Genomic DNA, 20,455 nt, shown 5'->3' on the forward strand with positions numbered 1-20,455 from the left:
GAATCCCTGGGATTGGCCTGCATCCTGCTCCGAGCTGAGCTGTCCTGCTCAGAGTGAAGAGCCGGATGCGGGCCAATCCTGTCCAAGCCCCCCATACGAATCCATAAAGTGAGGTGCGGATGTCTCCCGGGGCAACACCGAGCAGGCCACCCGTCATGGGGGATGTAGCCAAGTTGGCCGGGGTCTCGCACCAGACTGTTTCCCGCGTCCTGAACAACCACCCCAATGTCAGCAGCAAGACCAAGGAACGCGTGGAATCGGCTATCGCCAGCCTTGGATACAGGCGCAACACGGCCGCACGCAGCTTGGTGACGCGGCGGTCCCGGACCATAGGCGTGCTCGCCTGCGAAACCGGCCAGTACGGACCTGCCAATACTTTGCTGGGAGTTGAACAGGCGGGCCGGGAAGCGGGCTACTTCGTCAGTATCGCCAACCTCCGCGAAGTAACAGGCGACAGCATCAACGACGCCATCGCCCATTTTCGCAACGAGTCAGTGGAGGGCGTGGTCATCCTCGTACCCCATCCGGATGTCCTGGCCGCCCTCCGTGACGTCATCGTCCCGTTTCCCATGGTGGCCGTGGGCGCCGGAACAGGGAACGAACTGATGGGTGCTTCACTGAACCAGCGTTTGGGAGCGCGGTTGGCGGTGGAACATCTCATCGGGCTCGGACACCGCCACATCGGACACATTTCCGGTCCGACGCACTGGATTGACGCGGCTGAGCGCATCAAGGGATGGCAGGAGGCACTCGGCAACGCCGGCTTGGAGGCCCACGTTCTTCTCCAAGGGGGATGGGATGCCGCCTCGGGATATGAAGCAGGCCTGGCGCTCATCGAACAGCGCAAGCTCGAGGATCAGCCAACTGTCACTGCTGTCTTTATCGCGAACGACCAAATGGCTGTGGGAGTCCTTCGCGCCCTCCAGGAAGCCGGGTTGCGGGTCCCTGAAGACATCAGTGTGGTGGGTTATGACGATCAACCTGAAGCTGCGTTCTTCCTGCCTCCGCTGACCACCATCAAGCAGGACTTTGAAGAACTCGGCCGCCGTTGCATGTCCGCGCTGCTCCAGCAGTTGGAAAGTGAAGCAGGCAACGAGGACCAGATCGTGAATCCCCGCCTGGTGATCCGCTCGACTACGGCGCCGCCAACTCCACCTGCTGCGTCGTAGCTAGATCCATGCCGGCGCGGCCGGCACTTCCCGCGTTGGGGCGCCAGGTCCGGCGGCTGTGATGCCGCTGTTGCCGCGGCCTGCAGCCCACGCGACGACGGCGGGAAGCGGGCCGGTGATGATCGTCGGGTCTTCAGCGGTGGTGTCGCCGAACGTAAGGCCCGTGCCGTTCCCGGCAGTGTCGTTGACCTTGATGAGAAGTCCGGTGTCGGTGCCGCGGATTTTCCACGCACCGGTGATGTCGCCGAGTAGACGTTCGAGGACCGAAGTGGGGATGTCGTTGAAGGTGGCGCCGTTGTCCAGGTCCACGGCGTGGACCCATACTTCGCGGGTGCGCATCCACGCTGTTTCGGATGCTGGCACGGTGCGGCCTTGGGCGGTGCGGACTTCGTGGGCCCAGTTCGCGTCCGGGAGGTCGCGCCATTCGACGGACAAGTGCACTGCGGAGTGGTCGAAGAGGTTCCGCAACGCGATCGGGGAAAGCGTGGCGCCGAAGTTTATTTCCTGGTTGCGGGCCTCGGGCGAGGCATACATCGGTGTTTCCACACTGATGGCTGCCCATTCCACGAGCCGGGCGATCGCACGGGCGTTGTAGCCCACATGTGCTACAACGTGGCGGCGGGACCAGCCGGCCAGCAGTGACGCGCCGTCGAGCTCTGAGTCGGTAAGTTCGTTGAGTTTCCGGGCAAAGAAGGCGGTTCCCCGCCGCGCCTGCAGGAGTTCTTCCTGCAGGCGCGGATCGGTGGCGAGATCGTGGCGGGCGACCATCAGGCTTCCTTGACCACGCGGTTGCTTAGCTGGCCGAGGCCCTCGATGGTGGTGACCAGCAGCTGGCCTTCCTGCAGGTACCGCTTGGGGTTCTGGGCGTGCCCGACGCCGCCGGGGGTCCCGGTGGCGATCACGTCGCCCGGGTTCAGCGTGATGATCGTAGAGATGTAGGAAACCAGGAATTCGGGGGTGAACACGAGGTCGCCGGTGGGAGTGCTTTGCTGGATCTCGCCATCCACGGCGGAAGTCATGAGCGGGCCGGCGGTGAATTCGTCCTTGGTGACGAGGGCAGGGCCGAACGGAGTGGAGTCCTCCCACGTCTTGCCCTGGAGCCACTGGATGGTGCGGAACTGGTAATCGCGCATGCTGATGTCGTTCAGGACCGCGTACCCGGCAATGTGGTCGGCTGCGTCCGCCTCGGTGATGCGCCGGCCCTTCTTGCCGATGATCACCGCGAGCTCGGCTTCCCAGTCCACGGTGTCCGATTCCTGCGGCAACGCCAGGTCATCGTTCGGGCCGATCAAGGATTCCTGGTACTTCGCGAACAGGGTGGGGTACTCGGGGATTTCCCGGCCCATTTCCTTGATGTGGTTCCGGTAGTTGTGGCCCACACAGATGATCTTCCCCGGTGCAGGCACGACGGCGGCGAGGTCGGCGCCGTCGAGCGCGTGCGTTGCGCCGTTGGCCGCCTTCGCAATGGTTTCCCATGCGGGGTCGGCCAGCAACGCGCCGACGTCGGCGAAGCCGGGAATCTCGGTGAGGGTGTCGCCGTCCTGGCGGACAGCTTTGGTGCCTTCAGCGGTGCGGAGGGTGAGGAGTCTCATTACTTGCGTCCTTCAGTGTAGCTGCGGTTGAAGTTCAGTCGTTCGAAGATGGGGGCGTCACTGAACCGGAAAAGATCAAACGAAGTTTGTGAAACAGCGTCGGCCTGCAGCGACCATTCCTGCCAGGACGGGACCACGAACAGGTCACCCTTGGCCAGCTGCTTGGTCTCGCCATTCAGGACAACGGTGCCGGTGCCCTCAAAGACCTGCCACACACTGGAACCAACCTCACGAAGCGGCTCGGTGGTGGCGCCGGCGCGGAGGCGGTGGAATTCGGCGCGGATGGTGGGCATGACATCCCCGCCGGTGGTGGGGTTTGAGTACCGGATGGCGGCGTGGCCCTGGGAGACGGTGGCCGGGTGGCCCTCGTCCTCCAACAACAACTGCTCACGGAGGGCTGCGTCGGTGTGTTCCCAGCGGTACGCGGCGATGGGGGAGTTGGTGGTGTCCTGCAGACCGGAGAGCGGACGGAGGCCTGGGTGGGCCCAGAGACGTTCAGAGCGCGAGATGTCCGGCGTGGCTTCGTCCGTGACGCGTTCGGTGCCGAACTCGAAGAACCCGGCGTCCGCGTAATGGACGAAGGGGATGTCCAGCCCATCGATCCATGCCATCGGCTGGTCGGTGTCGTTGTGGTGGCCGTGGAAGTTCCAGCCCGGGGTCAGCAGGAAGTCGCCGCGGCGCATCGCCACAGGATCGCCATTTACGACCGTCCAGACGCCTTCACCTTCGACGACGAACCGGAAGGCGTTCTGCGAATGCCGGTGCTCCGGGGCGGTCTCGCCGCCGCCCAGGTACTGGATCGCGGCCCACAGTGTCGGCGTCGCGTACGGCGTGCCGGCCAGGCCCGGGTTGGCCAGGGCAATGGCGCGGCGTTCCCCGCCGCGGCCAACGGGCACCAGGTCCCCGGCACGCGCAGCGAGGGGGTACAGATCATTCCAACGCCACACATGCGGGACGGCCTTCGGGGTTGGGACCATCGGCATCAGGTCACCGATCTCCGTCCACAACGGGATCAGGTTCTCCGACTCGAAGTCCTTGTACAGCTGCTCCAGCTGCGCCTGTTCCTCGGGGGTCGGCTCCGGCAGGGCGTGGCTGGCGGCCACAGATTCATGAGTCGTGTTCTCGGCGCTGATGGACACGTAGGCCTCCTCGATAGGGTCGAACAGTTTTGGCGTAGTTCGACCCTACGGATTACCGCCAGTGATCCCGAGGATATTCTGTTCTGCAGAATTCGTTATCCTGGTTCTGCCGGGTTGGCTGCGATGTCGATCTCCAGCTGTCGGCAGGTTTCCCGCAGGGCGGCGACCAAACCGGCGTCGAACACTTTGCGGAACCGGGTGGCAGGCGTGGCGACGGTTAGTGCCCCGACTACCTGCCCGCGCCGGTTGTGGAGTGCCATGCCGAGGGCGCTGACTCCTTCCTCCGTGCCCTCGAAATTGGCCGCGAAACCGTTGTTCCGGATGCTGTCCAGTTCGCGGATAAAGGCGGCATACTCTGCGTCCGGGATGGTGTCGCCGCCTATTTCGGCATTCTGGCTGCGGAAGAGTTGTTCGATCATCGGGGGTTCCAGTTCGGCGAGCATCGCTTTCCCGCCGGAGGTCTTGTCCGCCGGCATGACCGTCCCCTGACGGTCTCCGATACGCAGGACGTTGCTGCCCTCCACCGTTGCGAGGAAGCGGACCTTGGTGCCAACACGGACCATCAGGTTGACCGTCTCATCGAGCCGTGCGGACAGCAGTTCCATATGGGGCAGGGCCAAATCCCTCAGCAGCCTGGTCCAGCTGAGGCCGGCGGGGCCGACGCCCATGGCTGGTCCCGGGACATAGCGCCGGTTCTCGTCCTGCACCGCGAAGCCCCGGTAAACGAGCATTGCAAGGAGCCGGTGGGCAGTTGAGGGAGCCACCCCGAGCTCTGCTGCTGCGTCCTTGAGGCGGAGCGCGCCGCCGTCGCGGAGAAGCTGGAGGAGTTGCAGGGCGTTGTCTACCGCCTCAATGGAATACGTGGGCCGCTTCTGCACGGGCTTCCGGCTGGACTGGGTGGGGGGCTTGTTCTGCACAACAGAATTCTATGGTGCTTCGGTTGCTGTTCACCTGACAGTGGTGGGATGAATCACACACTTCCCGCTGCAGCGTCGCAACGGCCTACTGCCGACCTTGGCCGCATGGCCCCGCGCTTCTCCAGAGGCCCGGCACTCGCCGTGCTGGTCTGCTGGCTGCTGGTGGTCTTCGACGGCTACGACCTCATCGTCTACGGCACCGTGCAGTCCTCCCTGATTTCCGAAACCGGCTGGGGCCTCACCAAGGCAACAGCAGGGACCATCGGTTCCATGGCGTTCCTTGGCATGATGATCGGCGCCATCTTCGCGGGCCGCATGGCCGATTCGTGGGGCAGGCGCAAGACCATCCTCGGCTGTGCGATCGCCTTCTCGGTGTTCACCGTCCTCTGCGCCTTGGCACCCAACGCGGCTGTCTTCGGAACATTGCGACTCCTCGCCGGCATCGGTCTCGGCGGGCTGGTCCCGTCCGCCAACGCGTTGGTGGCTGAACTGGTCCCGGCCAAATGGCGCTCCACCATTGCCACACTGATGATGTCCGGCGTCCCGATCGGTGGATCCATCGCTGCGTTGGTGGGCATTCCCATGATTCCTGCCTTCGGGTGGCAGTCCATGTTCCTCGTGGCTGTGGTGGCCTTGGTGATCGTGGTGCCGCTCGGGCTGAGGTACCTTCCGGAGACGCTCGTATCCACCGGAACTGGCAGCAAGGACTCTCAAGAGCCCGCCGGCTTCGGCTCCCTGCTCCGCGCACCCTATCTGGGTGTCAGCATGCTCTTCGCCTTGGCTACCATCGCCACGTTGTTCGCCTGGTACGGGTTGGGTACGTGGTTGCCCAACCTCATGCAGTTGGCTGGCTACAACCTGGGGTCGGCGCTGACCTTCGCCCTAGCGCTGAACCTCGGCGCAGTCGCCGGCTCGGTCATCACCGCCTGGGCGGGCACACGCTTCGGTCCAATTCCGACGGCGATAGCGGCAGCCGCAGTAGCCGCCGTCGGGCTTTCGGTACTACTGGCCGGCCCGCCGGTCACGGTGGTGTACCTCGCTTTGGTGCTTGCCGGCGTCGGAACCCATGGCACGCAGTGCCTCATTATCGCTGCGGTGGCGAGCCACTATCCGGACCACTTGCGGGGGACAGCACTTGGCTGGGCCCTCGGCACCGGGCGCATTGGCGCAGTCGTTGCGCCGCAGGTGGGTGGCCTCCTGTTGGCCGCCGGTCTTGGCGTCAACTCCAACTTCCTCGCGTTCGCCGGTGCCGCCGCCATTGCAGCGGTCCTGTTGGCCGCCGTCAGATTCACCATCAAAACCAAAATCTCCCAAGGAGCAAGCAATGTCTGAATACACCACGTCCACCGATGTCCTGGTTGTGGGAGGGGGTATGGCCGGGCTGGCCGGAGCACTGGCCCTGCGTGAAAACGGTGCCAACGTCACGCTCGTGGAACGGGCGCCGGAGTTCGGTGAGGTAGGCGCGGGCTTGCAGATGGCCCCCAATGCCTCCCGCGTCCTGAAACGCTGGGGTTTGCTGGAGAAGGCGCTGGAGATCGGAGTCCAGCCCAAGCACCTGGTGTTCCGCGACGCAGTCACGGGCGAGGAACTAACGCGCCAGAGCCTGAGGGGCGGGTTTGAGGAGCGCTACGGCGCCCCATACGTGGTGATCCACCGAAGCGACCTTCACCGCGTGCTCCTCGAAGGATGTGAAGCGGCGGGCGTGAAGCTGGTCAACGATGTCATGGTGGACAGCGTTGAAACCGTAAACGGACGCGGTGTTGTCCACACCGCGGCTGGTGTGGACTATGAAGCAGACGTGGTGATCGGGGCCGATGGGCTCAAGTCAACGCTGCGGCCGCTCGTAGCAGCAGACCAGCCCGTTTCCTCCGCCTACGTTGCCTACCGCGGCACGGTGCCCATCACCGCGGAAACCCCCGCCACGGACCTGGAGGACGTGGTTGTCTACCTCGGCCCGGACTGCCACCTGGTGCAGTACCCCCTGCGCAAGGGCGAACTGCTCAATACCGTGGCCGTCTTCAAGTCGCCGTCGTTTGAGCGCGGTGAAGAACAGTACGGGGGAGTGGACGAACTCCAGGCCGCCTACAAGGACTGCGTCCCCGCCGTGCAAGCAGCGCTCGCCAACCTCGGCACGGGCATCCGCTGGCCCATGTACGATCGCGAACCGATAGAAAACTGGGTTGCCGGACGCATGGTCCTGATGGGCGACGCAGCGCACCCCATGCTCCAGTACCTCGCCCAGGGCGCCTGCCAAGCCCTCGAAGATGCGGCGGTGCTGCAGGACGTCAGCAACGGTACGGTCTTCACCGCCGACGGCGTCAACCCGGATGCGTGGGACGAGGCCATTCGCTCCTTCAACTCGGTCCGGGCCGCCCGAACCGCCCGGGTCCAGCGCACGGCACGGATCTGGGGAGAATCCTGGCACGTGTCCGGAGTGGCCCGCGTACTGCGGAACCTGCTGTTCAAGAGCCGCAAGGACAACGACTTCCAGTACAACGACTGGCTGTACGCAGGCAACGTCGACGGTAGCCCCGCCCTGGTCCCGGCGCCTTCCAGCCAGACGGACCGGATTCCCGCCTGAAATGCCGGATTCCCGCCTGAAATGCCGGGCCCGGTGCCTTACGTAGAATAGAAGCCATGACTTCCACCAGTACCCCCGCTGCAGACACTGCAACTGCCCGTGCCCGCCTTCTTGAACTCATCAAAGAATTGGCGGTGGTCCGCGGAAAAGTGATCCTCTCCAGCGGCAAGGAAGCTGACTACTACATCGACCTCCGCCGCATCACCCTGCACCACGAGGCCTCCAAGCTGGTGGGCCAGGTCATGTTGGCGATGATCGACGACGCCGGGATCCCGGTTGAGTGCGCTGGCGGACTCACCATGGGTGCCGACCCCGTAGGTACCGCTGTCATGCACGCCGCTGCAGACGCCGGCCGTGCCGTGGACGCTTTCGTTGTCCGCAAGGCCCAGAAGTCGTATGGCATGGGTCGCCAGGTGGAAGGTCCCTCGGTTGAGGGCCGCAACGTGGTTGTCCTCGAGGACACGTCCACCACCGGCGGCTCCGCACTGACCGCCGTCGAGGGCGTCCGTAAGGCCGGCGGCAATGTGGTTGCCGTCGCCGTCATCGTGGACCGTGACACCGGCGCCAAAGAGAAGATCGAAGCCGAAACCGGCGTGCCTTACCTCTTTGCCTTCGGCAAGGACGAACTGGGCCTCAACTAGGGAGTTTGTGTACGGGGGATGCCCCTAAAAGCGTATTTTAGGGGCAACAACCGTGCACGAACTACGGGGCTGTAAGGCAGTGCCCGCGAAGCCTATGCTAGCTGCGTGGACGTTCAAGTAGGGAAGCTCCAGGCTCCGCCGGAGGTGAACGAAAACCTCCCGGGCCGGGGCCCTGCCATGCCCGGATCCGGGCCAGAAGACGCTGCCGATCCCGCTGCCTGGGCCCGGATCCTGCCCCACGTTTCCCGGATAAAGCGAACATCGCGCCGTAACTTCCTCATCACTGCAGGGGTTTCGCTGGCGTTGGCGGGAGACATGCTGTTTACCCGTCGCGTGCAGGCCGAGCGGCGGGCCACAAAGATCCTCCGCGTCCCGGATTCCTACTCGGATCTCTACTTTCCCAAGGCCAGTTGGATCCTTTTTCCCGGATACAAAACCAGCTGGGAAGAGGCACAGTGGATCCTGAACTCACTGCGCCCTGCCCTTCACCAGCGCGGCCGCCTTGCCGCCGTCGGGTATTCCAACCTTGGCCTGGACGTTGATGAGATCGTCCGCGAACTCATTCTCCACGTGCGCGAGCTGGGGCTGGAGAAGCTGTATTTCTATGGCCACAGCTTCGGTGGGATGCTCGCCACGCAAGTTGCCGCCCGTCTGCTGGAGCTGCATGGTGTCCAGACCCAGCTGATAGTCCTCGATTCCAGTCCCTTCAGCCGCGCTGACGTGCTGGATAAGAGCTGGTTCGACGGCGTGGTGTTCCTTTATGAGAATGGCTTCCGCATCCCTTCAGTCCTGCGCGGCGGCTATGAACTGGGGGAGCGGGTGGCGCACAAGGACGAACGCACCTGGCGGCAGATCCTGGACCAAAGCCTGGAGCAGCTTTCGCCGATCGCCCCGTCCAGCGTGCTGATCCAGACGGAGTCCGCGTATATCTACCACTTCGATGGCTTGCGTTTAGCCGGCAAAATCGGCCCGGCCAAAATGGCATTCCTCGGCAACGCCAAGGACAACACGGTCAATTACGAGTCCGCGCGGGCGGGGTGGAGCAAGGTCTTCGCGGCGAACATGAAGCTCCCGGTGCTCAGCACGGAGGGGGCCCGGCCAGCGCACGCCAGCCCTCAATGGAGCGCCGACGTTTACCGGCCCCTGTTGGAGCGTGTCCAGAATGAGCTGGAGCCGCTGCCGCCTGCACCTGACGAGCCGTCGTACCAGGAGCCCAACGGACGGGTTATCCGGCCGGTCTAGGTTTTTGCTCGGAATTTTCCTGCTGGCCTCCGGCTCTCATTCAACCCGGCTCTCATTCAACCCCGCAGCGCTTCAACCTCGACGGCAGTGAGGCCCGCCTCGCGCAGGAAGCCGCGGGCGTCCCCGAACTCCCGTGCGAAGCCGACCAGGAAATGCCGGATTGCCGCCTCCGGGCTCTGCAGGATCATGAGGTCAGGGCTGAAATATTGCGCGGGTGTGGAGGGGACGTGGAGCCGCCACGTCTCGGCCATGACCTGCAGCAGGTTGGGAAGGTTGCGCGTGGTGGCCGTGTAATCCTTCACCACAGCCTCGTCCGATTCGCCCGCGGCCATGAGCGCGATCGCCGACACCACTCCGGTCCGGTCCTTGCCCAGCGAACAATGAACCAGCGTGCGCTTGCCTTCCGCGACAGGACGCAGGGCATCGGCAACCCACTCCGGCCGGACGCGGATCCAGCCCAGATACAGATTCCCCAGATCCTCGGGAGTCTCCACTGCCTGCAGAGATCCCGCCACGGCGTTCGGGTCCAGCGGATTATGGATGAGCTCGACTTTCAGGACAGTTTCCTTGCGGCGACCGTCGTCAGTCCACCCGCCACCGCCGTCGGGCTTGGTCGCGTTCGAAGGAGAGGATCCGTTCGGAACCAACCACGGAACCAAGGAACGCTCAAGCTCGCTGCGCAGGTCCATGATGGCCTGGATGCCGTGCTCCGCCAGGAACCCCGATGTCGCGGCAGCATCCAGGCCAAACGGCTGGCTCCCCCTCAGTATCCGGCCACCGGCCAGAGGACGGAGGTTGAGCACAGCCATGACGGGACTCCTTTGGCTTTAGATCTGGCTCTTGAGGTCGGCCACGGAGCTCAGGATCTGGTTGGGCCGGAACGGGAAGGACACGATTTCTTCGCGTTGGGTAATGCCACTGAGCACCAGGACGGTGTGAAGCCCGGCTTCCATTCCTGCCACGATATCGGTGTCCATGCGGTCGCCGATCATGGCCGTGGTCTCCGAGTGGGCGTCGATCTGGTTCATGGCCGAACGGAACATCATGGGATTCGGCTTGCCCACGATGTACGGTTCGCGGCCCGTTGCCTTGGTGATCATTGCAGCGATTGCGCCCGTTGCCGGCATGGGGCCGTCCTTGGAAGGGCCCGTGGCATCGGGGTTGGTTGCGATGAAACGCGCGCCGGCCAGGATGTGGCGGACAGCCATGGTGATCGCTTCGAAGGAGTAGGTGCGGGTTTCGCCGAGCACCACGAAGTCAGGTTCCGTGTCCGTGAGGATGAACCCGGCTTCGTGCAGGGCGGTAGTGAGGCCTGCCTCGCCGATGGTGTAGGCGCGGTTGCCGGAATCAGAAGACTGGACCTGGTCCTTGAGGAACTGGGCCGTGGCCAGCGCCGACGTCCAGATGTTCTCCTCCGGAACTTCCAGCCCGGAGGCGCGGAGGCGGGCTGCGAGGTCGCGCGGGGTGAAGATGGAATTGTTGGTCAGGACAAGGAAGCGCTTGGACGTATCCACCCATCGCTGGATGAGCTCGGCTGCACCGGGAATTGCCTGGTTTTCGTGAACCAGCACGCCGTCCATGTCCGTGAGCCAGCATTCGATTTCGTGGCCGTTCCGGTACACCGATGCGGACTGGTGGGGCGTGGATTCTTCTGCCATATTTGCCTCCGGCTGGGGTTGGTCATGCACTGCCTCCCAGTCTTTCATTATTCGAGCAGCTAAACATCCCAGGCATTCCTCTATGTGGGTAGTTCTACCCATGGGGAAAACCGCCGTGACTCGCCTGCTACTCGACGGACTGAACTACGCTTGTTCCGGTACAGGCGTGCCACCACCGTGGGTCGGGGGATCGACATGGTGGATTTTTTGTGTCGCCGCACGTCAGCAGGTCCCCAGCATTGGATCGACAACCGGATATCCCCGGATACGCCGGTACTCAACACGTTTGAAAGGGCCTGTCATGAGCAACAACAATGGAGTGCCGCAGCCTCCGTACAATCCCGACGGCGTGCCGCAGCCGCGCTACGAAACCGGCCAGGAGCAGTATCGGCAGTATCAGCCGGGCCAGACCCAGCCGATGTATCGGCCGGAAGCACAGGAGCCGCCTTCGGCTCAGTCCGTGGCGCCTGGGCAGGACGGCCAGACCCAGGCTCTCCCCACACAACCTGCAGTGACCCAGGTTTTCCCCGCGCAGCAATTCCCAACCGAGCAGGGCCACCCTGACGGCGAGTTCGCCGAAACGGTGCACCGCTACCCACAGACGCAGCAGGGTCAGACCGGTTTCCCGCCGCCGGGCAGTGGCTACCCTGGCCAGCCCGGATACCCGGACCAGCAAGCCAGCGGCCAGCCTGGCTACCCCGGTCAGCCCAGCTACCCCGGTCAGCCCGGCTACCCTGGTCAGCCCAGCGGACCCAGCCAGGGCCCGGGCGACCACAACAAGAAGGCTCTGTTCCTGATCCTCGGCGGGATCGCCGTCGTCGTGATTATTGCGCTGGTGGTCGTGTTCGCATGGTTGATTCCTTCGGTGACCAAACCTGTGGCCGTGGAGACGCCCGTGCCTTCCACCAGCGCCTCGGACGAAGCGTCCGACGCAGCGGCCGAGCCGTCCAACGAGCCTTCAGCCGACGCAACCGCCTCCTCGGAGATTCCGGAGGGTGCCATCCCGCTGCCCAGCGTGTGGGAAGACTTCGCCGGCCCAACCAATGTCCCCGCCGACGGCGACCCGCTGTTCAGCAAGTGGGTCACGGGCGAATCGTCCTTCCAGTACCTGGCCGAGTGGACCCACGACGAATCCTTCGGGATCACCAAGGACCCCACCACCGGTGAGGAGATCCAGAAGAAGGCCCAAGGCACGGTGGAGGCGGACGGCGACGGCATTGCCCTCGCTTACGCGTTCTTCGCCGAGTCCGACGAAGGCAAGTTCGGCAAGGATCCGAAAGAGATCAAGGCTGCGATCGAAGATATTGAGGCCCGCTACAAGGGCATGACGGCCACAGAGCTGCCCCAGAACCTGGTGGGCCACAAGTGCACCTCGGACTTCAAGACCTCGATGCCCGAGATCCGCGAATTCCGTCGTGGCGCCGCCGTGGTCATAGGCTTCACCTGCACCAATGCGCGTGGGGAAGAAATCCAGGCAGTCAACCTATTCTCGGTAACACCGTGGGGAACTCCGCAGATGCTGGGCGTTAGCGGGCACAAGACCTACTGGGATGCCCACCCTGGTCTGATGGAGCAGCTGGCCAACTCGTACCGCATCAACAAGTGGAAGATGGTCTAGGCGCCGGGCCAAAGAGGCGAAGAGGCAAAGAGGCGCCGGGCAAAGAGGCACCGAACGGGCAGGGCTAAAGTTGAGGGGTGACTGACCATCCCCCCAACACGGCCCTGCCCACTTCCGAGGTTCCCGCAGCGGACGGCGAGGCTGAAGCGAAACCGGAGGTCGGCGTCGGGCCGTGGGAAGGCGAGTGGCCGGTTGGCGAGCACTGGGATCCGGACCTGTTGAGGGATGGTGACCGCCGCAACGTGGTGGATCAATACAGGTACTGGAAGCACGAGGCGATCGTCGCGGACCTGGATTCCAAGCGGCACGAATTCCACATCGCGATCGAGAACTGGCAGCACGACCTCAATATCGGAACGGTTGTGCGCACAGCCAACGCGTTCCTCGCCAAAGAGGTCCACATCATTGGTCGACGCCGGTGGAACCGTCGCGGGGCCATGGTCACCGACCGCTACCAGCACGTCCGCCACCACCCCACTGTCGAGGACTTTGTCCAATGGGCGCAGGGGGAGGGGCTTGCCGTGATCGGCATCGATATCTTCCCGGATTCCGTGCCGCTGGAGACCTACGACCTCCCGGAGAAGTGCGTCCTTGTGTTTGGCCAGGAAGGCCCGGGCCTCACACCCGAGGTCCATGAGGCCGCTGTTGCTACGTTGTCCATTGAGCAGTTCGGCTCCACGCGTTCCATGAATGCTGCATCGGCTGCGGCGATCGCGATGCACGCGTGGGTTCGCCGGCACGTGTTCCAGCAGCCGGTCTCGTAGCCTCCCGCCGAGATGGCATTTGATGACAATCCAAGCGCCGCGGATTGTCATCAAATGCCATCTCGCGGAGCGCGTGGGTGGCCAGCCTGTGGATAACCTCCCGGAGGCCGCGCCGGGGAGCCAAAATGGGGCATGCGCAGGGCGACACTTCCGGAACATCTGACCACGGGTTCCTTCTCTGTGCGTGCATCGGACAAAGCCGGCGTTACGCGGTCCCGGACACGTGCCAAGGACTTATTGGTGGTTTCCCGGGGAGTCCGTATGCCGGCCGTGTCCGCCGCTTCCGGGTCATCCGCCTTGAGGGCTTACACGGACCTGGACGATTCCTCAATCCTGGTTTCCTTGTCCGCCGCCCGGATTTGGGGTGTCCCCCTGCCAGGCAACCGCAGCGGGGATTGGCGCATTCATCTGGCCCGGCGGAGGGGGTTCAGTTTTCCGCGGCGGGTCAACGTGGCCGGACACCTCCTCACGCTTCTTCCGGAAGAAGTGGTCGAGTACGACGGCGTCAGGCTCACCTCGCCGGCGCGGACGTGGTTGGACTTGGCCGCGCTGCTGCCCTTGGAGGACCTGGTTGTGGCCGGTGACCACCTTGTGTGTTCGCATGGCCCCGATTTCCCGGTGCCCAAGGAAGCGTTGTGCAGCATCGAGGATCTGACGGAGATCGTCCGCCGCCATCCAGGCATGCGTGGCGTACGGACGGCCCGCGCAGCACTGGAACTCATCCGGGTGGGGGCGGATTCTGCCCCGGAGACGCTGATGCGCCTGCGCTTGGTCAATGCGAACCTGCCGGAACCCACACTCAACCACGTTGTCCGCGATGCCCTTGGCCGGCCAGTGCTGTGGCCGGATGCCGCCTACCGCGAGTTCAAGGTCTCCCTTCAATACGACGGCCAACATCATGGCGGCGCGGACCAGCACCTTAGGGACATCGAGCGCCAGGAAAGGTCCCTCGCGCATGGCTGGCTGGAGGTCCGGATCTCCAAGCACGACCTCCAAGGCGACAGACCCGCCGTCGTGCATAAGGTACGCCGTGCATTGGAGAGCCGTGGCTGGCGCGCGAGATGACACTTAATGCCAATGTCAGCGCGCAGGATTGTCAATAAATGCCAACTCGGCGGAAGTGTTAAGAGCCCCAGTGACCCGAAACACGGCGTCCCGGCGGATATCGCTAGGATGGGAGCTAGCCGTAAGCGGTCTACTCCAGGGTTACCAACCCACAGACGAATTCAGCATAGGAGTCACCATGCCCATTGCAACCCCAGAGATTTACTCCGAGATGATCGACCGCGCAAAGGCTGGCGGATTCGCTTTCCCCGCGGTCAACGTGACGTCGTCGCAGACTCTGAACGCTGCGATCCGCGGTTTCGCCGAGGCCGAATCCGACGGCATCATCCAGGTTTCCACCGGTGGCGCAGCCTACTGGTCCGGCGCTTCGGTCAAGGACATGGTTGCCGGTTCCCTCGGTTTCGCCGCGTTCGCCCGCGAAGTTGCCAAGAACTACAACGTCAACATCGCCCTGCACACGGACCACTGCCCGCAGGACAAGCTCGCAGACTTCGTTCTTCCGCTGCTCTCGGCTTCCGAGGAAGCCGTCAAGGCCGGCAAGGACCCCATCTTCAACTCGCACATGTGGGACGGCTCGCACGAGACCCTCTCCGAGAACCTGCGCATCGGCCGCGAACTGCTTGAGCGCGCAGCTGCCGCGAAGATCATCCTCGAGGTCGAAATCGGCACCGTCGGTGGCGAAGAAGACGGCGTTGAGAACGAAATCAATGAGAAGCTCTACACCACCACCGAAGACGCTCTCGCTACCATCGAGGCCCTGGGTGCCGGCGAAAACGGCCGTTACCTGACCGCCCTGACCTTCGGCAACGTGCACGGCGTGTACAAGCCGGGCAACGTCAAGCTCCGCCCCGAGCTGCTCAAGCAGATCCAGTCCGAAGTTGGCGCCAAGATCGGCAAGGACAACCCGTTCGACCTCGTGTTCCACGGCGGCTCGGGCTCCACCGAGCAGGAAATTGCCGACGCCGTTTCCTACGGTGTGATCAAGATGAACATCGACACCGACACCCAGTACGCGTTCACCCGCCCGGTTGCCGGCCACATGTTCTCCAACTACGACGGCGTCCTGAAGGTCGACGGCGAAATGGGCAACAAGAAGACCTACGACCCCCGCGTCTGGGGCGCTTCCGCCGAAGCCGGCATGGCCGCGCGCATCGTTGAAGCAGCCCAGCAGCTCGGATCGGTCGGCAAGACTTTCTAATGTCCGACGAATTCCGGAAGAACCTGATGGGGCCGGAGCCCACGCTCCTGCCCGCCGAAACCGAGATTTACCAGCACCTGGCTCTCGGCAAGGAAGCGCTGGACCTCGTGGAGAAAAACCCCACGTCGTCTCTTCTGTGGGCAATCCTCGCTGAGGAAGCCTGGGCTGAGGGCCGCACCATCGACTCCTACGCTTACGCCCGCGTGGGCTATCACCGGGGACTGGACTCGCTGCGCCGCAACGGTTGGCGCGGCGTCGGACCGATCCCGTGGGAGCACGAGCCCAACCAGGGCTTCCTGCGGGCGCTCTACGCACTGGGTCGTGCCGCAGCTGCAATTGGTGAGGCCGAAGAGCCGGAGCGGATCGAGAAGTTCCTGAACGACTCAGACCCGAAGGCCAAGGCAGCGATCGAGGCCAGCTAACGCCTGCGCTACTTAAGCAAACGACGACGGCGGCCCTCACCAAAAAGGTGAGGGTCGCCGTCGTCGTTACCCCACCCAAGTAAGTCGCATTTGTGCGCGTTTACAGCTCTCTAAACGCGCACAAATGCGACTCAGTTGGGTGCGAAGCGCGGGCGGCCCAGAGGAACCACCAGCGGCGTGTGCGTGACGGGGACCTGCGCAGCATGCTGGTCGGCTAACGACTTCACCTTCCCAACACAAGCACCCCAACGACGACGGCGGCCCTCACCAAAAGGTGGGGGCCGCCGTCGTTAGTGCGTAGTGGGGCCTGCTTTGCGTGCCTGGGCGTGTCCCCAAGGCGCAGAGCGGGCCCGCAACGAAGGGGGAGACTAAGCCTTGCGCGGGATGCCCGTGCGCGCCATGGCCTCGGCGTAGGCGCCATGGATGGCGTCAAGGTATTCCTGCTGGCGGGCGGGTGTGCCTGCGAAGGAGCGGCCACCAAGGGAACGGACCTTGAAGGTCTTGAAGCCGCGGCGGGCGATGCTGGCAGGGGCGGCCTTCATCAGTTGGTCGGCAAGGCGGTGTGCCTCATTGCCGTGTGCCACAAGGGCTGAAGTGCGCGGCAGGATGGCGAGCAAGCGAAGGAGTGGCTTGAGGCCTTCGGTGATGTTGGCCGGCGTCAGCTTGCCCGGTTCCTCGTTGGGCTCGATCCAGGGGTACGCGTTCCACGGCATCATGAGTTCGGGGCGGAGACCCAACTGCCACTGCATGCCGAGCATCCGGGTGGTTGCTTCTTCGTCACCGGGGGTGATGAAACCCTCGCCGGTGTTGGTGCGCTGGTTGGAGAAAAGGCTGACGATGCGGCAGTCATCCATGCTGTGGGCGGGGTCGATGTAGAGGACCTCGCTGCCTGGCTTCTGTTCCTTCAGGGAATCGCACAGACCGTTGACCTCGGCGATGTGGGGTTCGTAGCGGCGGTTCCAGAGGAGTTCTTCGGGTGATTCAGTCGCCAGGTCTTGCATCAGGGGTTTGGTCTCCTAGGTGTTACTGCGCGCACCTTTCCAAGGGGCCGCGGGCATGCCGCTGCCGAACCTCAAAGGGTGCTGTTGGGGGCTAACTAACCTTACCGGACTATGAGCGCGGGAGCACCCCGTTTCGGCGCGCCCCCAAATGAGACGCGGCGTGTTGCCCGGCAGCGTGGCGAACGTCTCGACGACGGGAGGCGGATTCCGGGGCGTTGTCGAGCTTGAACATTAACCCATCTGTGCAGGTCAGGGTCGTTGACTTTGACCTGCACAGATGATGGGTTGGGGCTAATGGTTTTGGGGGACCCATTCTGGAACCTCCGACGCCAGGTACGAGTCTTCGATCGAGCATCATTCGCATCATCTACCTCGGGGGTAAACGTGGTTGCAACAACAGAAGCGTCACCAGAATCAGGGCAGCGTCCCGGCAAGGCTCCAAAAGTCCGCGCGATCCTGGCGGGTGGTTTGGTCCTCGGAATTGGTGCGGCGATCACATTGGCCGCGTGGAACGACTCCGAATTTGCCAAAGGCACGTTTACGGCGGGCGCCTTCAATCTTCAGGGCAGCACGGATGGAACGGCGTTTGGCGAGAATCCTGTGACGGGCCCGGCAACTCTTGGCTTTACGGCCAGCCCCACCAATCTCTCGCCCGGCGATGTGGTCACCGCACCATTCGCCGTCCGCTTGGATGCTGCGTCCAGCTACGACGCCACTGTCACTGTCTCAACCAAAGCATCCACCGGTTCCCTGGCTGGCCTGACATATTCCCTCACCCAATCAGATGACTTCGGCTGTACTGAACCCGTCACGGCAACTTTGGTGACGGCCGGCCAAACGTTGGGTACGACGCCGGGCAGCATCACTTTCGCGCTTGCGCAGGGAGCGGGCACGGACCCTGGGGCGCCAGTAAATCTATGCTTCACGATTACCGCCGATGCGGGCCTTGTCCAATCCCAAACCGGGACAACCACCTGGGAATTCGCCGCCCAATCGCAGTGATCCATGGGCTATCGACGAGCAAAGACCAAGCGCGGTGTGGTCCTTCTTCGCATCCGGGCACTGCTTGCGGGAGGCCTGGCATTGGGACTTGGCAGCTCCATGACCCTGGCTTCGTGGACGGACAGTGACTTCGCAAGCAGTTCATTCGGCGCAAGCGTCTTCCAGACTGAATCCAATGTCACCAGCCCTTATGACGCCTTGGGGACATGGAGCACCAACGACGTTTCACCCGGTGCCACTTTGGTGTTCAATGCCACCGCGATGAGCCCCGGCACGGTGTTCTATGCGCCGTTCGCCATCAGGACCAAAGCAAAGTCCGTGGCGGGGGAGGTGGTGCTCGGGATTCCAGTGGTGACCAGCAGCGGGACTGGAACTGCGGATCTGGGTGCGGCGCTGCGGTATCGGGTCGTGCGGTCAACCACGTGCCAGGCGTCCTCGTTCACTGGGAGCCCCGATTTCGTGGTGGGCAGCGACGGCGTCAAACCCTTGACCATGGGCCAGGCAGTCGGCGTCGTTAATCCGCTGGCGGCGGCCCCTGCGACCCTGCCGGGGGAAGCCACGCACTTCTGCTTTGAAGTGTCGCTTCCGGCGGGGGCAAACAATGCGCTGCAGGGCCAGACAGCAACCGCGACCTGGCAGTTTACTGCCACCTCAAGCTCATGAGCCGGCCTGGCCGGTTTGAGCGCCGCTTGCGGGAGACGCTGCTGAACCTGGCCGCCGCGGGCGGCGCCGTCTGCCTTATCGCAGTGGTTCTCGCGGTGGCGTTCAACATCACCCTGATCCTGTTTAAAACCGGCTCCATGTCTCCCACTATCCCTGCAGGTTCGCTGGCCGTGGTTCGCGAGATTCCGGCTGCCGAGCTCAAAACAGGTGACGTTGTTACGGTGGACCGGCCCGGAAAGCTGCCCATCACGCACAGGATCCAGAGCGTTGGGCCTGCGGAGGGAGCTGCCCGCACTATCACCATGAAAGGCGACGCCAACGCCGAGGCTGATCCGGCGCCCTACGTCGTGGAGCGGGTCCGGATTGTGCTCTGGTCCGTCCCCGGTCTGGCGTATCCCCTGGCTGCAGCGGCCAACCCGGTGGTGTTGGGCGCGACCACGGTCTGCGTAGCGGCGCTGGTGAGTTGGGTGCTGTGGCCTCGAAACGGATCCCGGCGCGGCCAGCGCCGCAAAAGAGGGCAACATGCTGCTGCCTAGGTTGGGGGCCCTTACCGGGCTGCTCGCTCTCTTGTTGTGTGCTGCCGTACCAGCCAACGCCCAGGAAGGACCTTCCGGTTGGTTGGAGCTCGACGCCGGTCCGACCGGGGAGGTGCACCGTCTCACCCCTGGTGGGACAGCGGATTGGGCGGTGGACGTGCATGCGCGGGGTGAGGGCGCCGGTTTGCTGGAAGTGTGGATCCAGCCGACCGAAACTGCAGGCCCGGATAGTGAATCCAGTGGACTCCGGGACTACCTCAGCGTGCAATTGCGCTCCTGTGAACAGCCATGGAACGGCGCCATGTGCGCGAGCGGTGAACGGAGCTTGCTAGAGGCCACGGGGGTGCATCTCGCCGAGGGCTTGAGGATCGACCTCATGAAGGATGGCAGCACCTGGTCCAACGGGTCGCACATCCTTGTGAGCGCGGCGCTCGCGGAGGACGTTCCCGCAGAGTTCCAAGGTGGCCGCACACAGATTGTGCTGGGCGTTCTTGGTTCGGGCGACGCGGCTGGAGATTCCGTCCCCGGTGCGGTCACCGCACGTCCGGGCGGGCCGCCGTCGTCCATTGGCTTGGCCGATACCGGTGCCAGGCTGGGTGGCGCAGCGATGCTGGGCCTGCTTGCGGTAGCCACAGGCTTCGCTCTTGCCCGCTTGCGGGGTGCTCAGGCATGAAGAAGCGGCCCGGTCGGCTCGGTTCCGTGGCAGTAGCCTTGTCCCTGCTGATCTTCCCGTCCCTGCTCATCTCCGCCTCAAGCCCGCCGCCCATGACCGATGCGTCCTGGCAGCGGAGCGAATTCGGCAGGGGCAGCTTTGGGACCATCACGATTCCCCCGGCTACGTTGAATGGGCCTTGCGAATATCACCCGACGCTCCTTGGCGCCGGCGCTTACGTCAGGGTCTTTTGGAAACCCCCGGCCACATACCCAAACCTGACGGACGCCGTCATTGATGTTCACCTGATCACGGCAGGATCCACCGTGACCACACTCCAGGGATATCCGGGAACTGCGAATACCACTGGCTCTTCAGCCGGCTACACCACGGACATTCCGGCCACACTCCTCGGCGGCATTCTTGGATTCAACACGCAGTTTCAAGTGGATATCTACATCTCAGCGGCCGGGTGGAAGTCCACGCCCGTGTCGGTCAGGGCCAATGCAGGCCTGGTTGCCGGCATCGGAGGATCCTGCACCAATCTCTGAATGGTCATCCCGGGTACTCCAAAACTTGGGCAAAACGTCCTCGG

Annotated in this window: 22 protein-coding genes; 15 read left to right on the top strand and 7 right to left on the bottom strand. The window is 63.8% G+C overall.

Going from position 1 to position 20,455, the window contains the following annotated elements:
- The first annotated feature begins 155 nt into the window (after positions 1 to 155).
- On the top strand, positions 156 to 1,169 hold the full coding sequence (locus LDN82_RS02390) for a LacI family DNA-binding transcriptional regulator (RefSeq protein ID WP_224166227.1): 1,014 nt from the start codon (positions 156 to 158) through the stop codon (positions 1,167 to 1,169).
- On the opposite strand, the gene LDN82_RS02395 is transcribed toward LDN82_RS02390, so the two are convergent.
- The 4 genes from LDN82_RS02395 to LDN82_RS02410 all read right to left on the bottom strand — a co-directional run bounded on the left by LDN82_RS02395 (position 1,170) and on the right by LDN82_RS02410 (position 4,817).
- Complete coding sequence (locus LDN82_RS02395) at positions 1,170 to 1,937, bottom strand: maleylpyruvate isomerase family mycothiol-dependent enzyme (RefSeq protein WP_224166228.1); 768 nt, start codon at positions 1,935 to 1,937, stop codon at positions 1,170 to 1,172.
- Positions 1,937 to 2,761 carry a fumarylacetoacetate hydrolase family protein gene (locus LDN82_RS02400; RefSeq protein WP_224166229.1) on the bottom strand — a complete coding sequence of 275 codons (825 nt, stop codon included), beginning with the start codon at positions 2,759 to 2,761 and terminating at the stop codon, positions 1,937 to 1,939. The genes LDN82_RS02395 and LDN82_RS02400 overlap by 1 nt, the downstream gene beginning before the upstream one ends.
- Positions 2,761 to 3,900: a cupin domain-containing protein gene (locus LDN82_RS02405; RefSeq protein ID WP_224166230.1), complete on the bottom strand. Its 1,140-nt coding sequence runs from the start codon at positions 3,898 to 3,900 to the stop codon at positions 2,761 to 2,763. Before LDN82_RS02405 ends, LDN82_RS02400 begins: the two co-directional genes overlap by 1 nt.
- 95 nt (positions 3,901 to 3,995) lie before the next feature.
- The gene (locus tag LDN82_RS02410) at positions 3,996 to 4,817 is read right to left on the bottom strand and encodes an IclR family transcriptional regulator (RefSeq protein ID WP_224166231.1); all 822 of its coding nucleotides are present in this window, start codon (positions 4,815 to 4,817) and stop codon (positions 3,996 to 3,998) included.
- Positions 4,818 to 4,865: 48 nt separating this feature from the next.
- Between LDN82_RS02410 and LDN82_RS02415 the strand changes: the two genes are divergently transcribed.
- From LDN82_RS02415 to LDN82_RS02430, 4 genes are all read left to right on the top strand, one after another.
- Positions 4,866 to 6,149 carry an aromatic acid/H+ symport family MFS transporter gene (locus LDN82_RS02415; protein WP_224166232.1) on the top strand — a complete coding sequence of 428 codons (1,284 nt, stop codon included), beginning with the start codon at positions 4,866 to 4,868 and terminating at the stop codon, positions 6,147 to 6,149.
- Positions 6,142 to 7,398: an FAD-dependent oxidoreductase gene (locus LDN82_RS02420; protein WP_224166233.1), complete on the top strand. Its 1,257-nt coding sequence runs from the start codon at positions 6,142 to 6,144 to the stop codon at positions 7,396 to 7,398. The genes LDN82_RS02415 and LDN82_RS02420 overlap by 8 nt, the downstream gene beginning before the upstream one ends.
- A gap of 56 nt (positions 7,399 to 7,454) precedes the next feature.
- Positions 7,455 to 8,039: an orotate phosphoribosyltransferase gene (gene pyrE, locus LDN82_RS02425; RefSeq protein ID WP_216922127.1), complete on the top strand. Its 585-nt coding sequence runs from the start codon at positions 7,455 to 7,457 to the stop codon at positions 8,037 to 8,039.
- A gap of 105 nt (positions 8,040 to 8,144) precedes the next feature.
- Positions 8,145 to 9,281, top strand: a complete 1,137-nt coding sequence (locus tag LDN82_RS02430) for an alpha/beta hydrolase (RefSeq protein ID WP_224166234.1) — start codon at positions 8,145 to 8,147, stop codon at positions 9,279 to 9,281.
- A gap of 56 nt (positions 9,282 to 9,337) precedes the next feature.
- On the opposite strand, the gene LDN82_RS02435 is transcribed toward LDN82_RS02430, so the two are convergent.
- Both LDN82_RS02435 and LDN82_RS02440 read right to left on the bottom strand, forming a co-directional pair.
- Complete coding sequence (locus LDN82_RS02435) at positions 9,338 to 10,090, bottom strand: tyrosine-protein phosphatase (RefSeq protein WP_224166235.1); 753 nt, start codon at positions 10,088 to 10,090, stop codon at positions 9,338 to 9,340.
- Between the two features lie 18 nt (positions 10,091 to 10,108).
- Positions 10,109 to 10,939: an HAD-IIA family hydrolase gene (locus LDN82_RS02440; RefSeq protein WP_224166236.1), complete on the bottom strand. Its 831-nt coding sequence runs from the start codon at positions 10,937 to 10,939 to the stop codon at positions 10,109 to 10,111.
- A gap of 301 nt (positions 10,940 to 11,240) precedes the next feature.
- On the opposite strand from LDN82_RS02440, the gene LDN82_RS02445 reads away from it, so the two are divergent.
- The 5 genes from LDN82_RS02445 to LDN82_RS02465 all read left to right on the top strand — a co-directional run bounded on the left by LDN82_RS02445 (position 11,241) and on the right by LDN82_RS02465 (position 16,006).
- Positions 11,241 to 12,557, top strand: a complete 1,317-nt coding sequence (locus tag LDN82_RS02445) for a hypothetical protein (protein WP_224166237.1) — start codon at positions 11,241 to 11,243, stop codon at positions 12,555 to 12,557.
- A 77-nt stretch (positions 12,558 to 12,634) separates the two neighbouring features.
- Positions 12,635 to 13,321: a TrmH family RNA methyltransferase gene (locus tag LDN82_RS02450; protein WP_224166238.1), complete on the top strand. Its 687-nt coding sequence runs from the start codon at positions 12,635 to 12,637 to the stop codon at positions 13,319 to 13,321.
- A 132-nt stretch (positions 13,322 to 13,453) separates the two neighbouring features.
- Positions 13,454 to 14,386 (top strand): hypothetical protein, encoded by a 933-nt coding sequence (locus tag LDN82_RS02455; RefSeq protein WP_224166239.1) that lies wholly within the window; start codon positions 13,454 to 13,456, stop codon positions 14,384 to 14,386.
- Between the two features lie 178 nt (positions 14,387 to 14,564).
- Entirely contained in the window at positions 14,565 to 15,584 is a 1,020-nt protein-coding gene (gene fbaA / locus LDN82_RS02460) for a class II fructose-bisphosphate aldolase (protein ID WP_224166240.1), read from the top strand.
- Complete coding sequence (locus LDN82_RS02465) at positions 15,584 to 16,006, top strand: DUF3151 domain-containing protein (RefSeq protein WP_224094027.1); 423 nt, start codon at positions 15,584 to 15,586, stop codon at positions 16,004 to 16,006. The genes fbaA and LDN82_RS02465 overlap by 1 nt, the downstream gene beginning before the upstream one ends.
- 368 nt (positions 16,007 to 16,374) lie before the next feature.
- Here the strand turns inward: LDN82_RS02465 and LDN82_RS02470 are convergent, their stop codons facing one another.
- A complete protein-coding gene (locus LDN82_RS02470) occupies positions 16,375 to 17,007 on the bottom strand; it encodes a uracil-DNA glycosylase (RefSeq protein ID WP_224094028.1) in 633 nt (210 codons plus the stop codon).
- A gap of 384 nt (positions 17,008 to 17,391) precedes the next feature.
- On the opposite strand from LDN82_RS02470, the gene LDN82_RS02475 reads away from it, so the two are divergent.
- Genes LDN82_RS02475 through LDN82_RS02495 form a run of 5 tightly spaced genes read left to right on the top strand, consistent with a single transcriptional unit; the run spans position 17,392 to position 20,411 of the window.
- Entirely contained in the window at positions 17,392 to 18,009 is a 618-nt protein-coding gene (locus tag LDN82_RS02475; protein WP_224094029.1) for a SipW-dependent-type signal peptide-containing protein, read from the top strand.
- A 3-nt stretch (positions 18,010 to 18,012) separates the two neighbouring features.
- Positions 18,013 to 18,672, top strand: coding sequence for a SipW-dependent-type signal peptide-containing protein (locus tag LDN82_RS02480; protein ID WP_224166241.1), 660 nt, complete (start codon positions 18,013 to 18,015; stop codon positions 18,670 to 18,672).
- Positions 18,669 to 19,208, top strand: a complete 540-nt coding sequence (locus LDN82_RS02485) for a signal peptidase I (protein WP_224166242.1) — start codon at positions 18,669 to 18,671, stop codon at positions 19,206 to 19,208. Before LDN82_RS02480 ends, LDN82_RS02485 begins: the two co-directional genes overlap by 4 nt.
- Complete coding sequence (locus LDN82_RS02490) at positions 19,195 to 19,881, top strand: hypothetical protein (protein ID WP_224166243.1); 687 nt, start codon at positions 19,195 to 19,197, stop codon at positions 19,879 to 19,881. Before LDN82_RS02485 ends, LDN82_RS02490 begins: the two co-directional genes overlap by 14 nt.
- Entirely contained in the window at positions 19,878 to 20,411 is a 534-nt protein-coding gene (locus tag LDN82_RS02495) for a hypothetical protein (RefSeq protein ID WP_224166244.1), read from the top strand. Before LDN82_RS02490 ends, LDN82_RS02495 begins: the two co-directional genes overlap by 4 nt.
- Positions 20,412 to 20,455: the final 44 nt, after the last annotated feature.

Source organism: Arthrobacter sp. StoSoilA2 (genome assembly GCF_019977195.1).
Classification (GTDB): domain Bacteria; phylum Actinomycetota; class Actinomycetes; order Actinomycetales; family Micrococcaceae; genus Arthrobacter.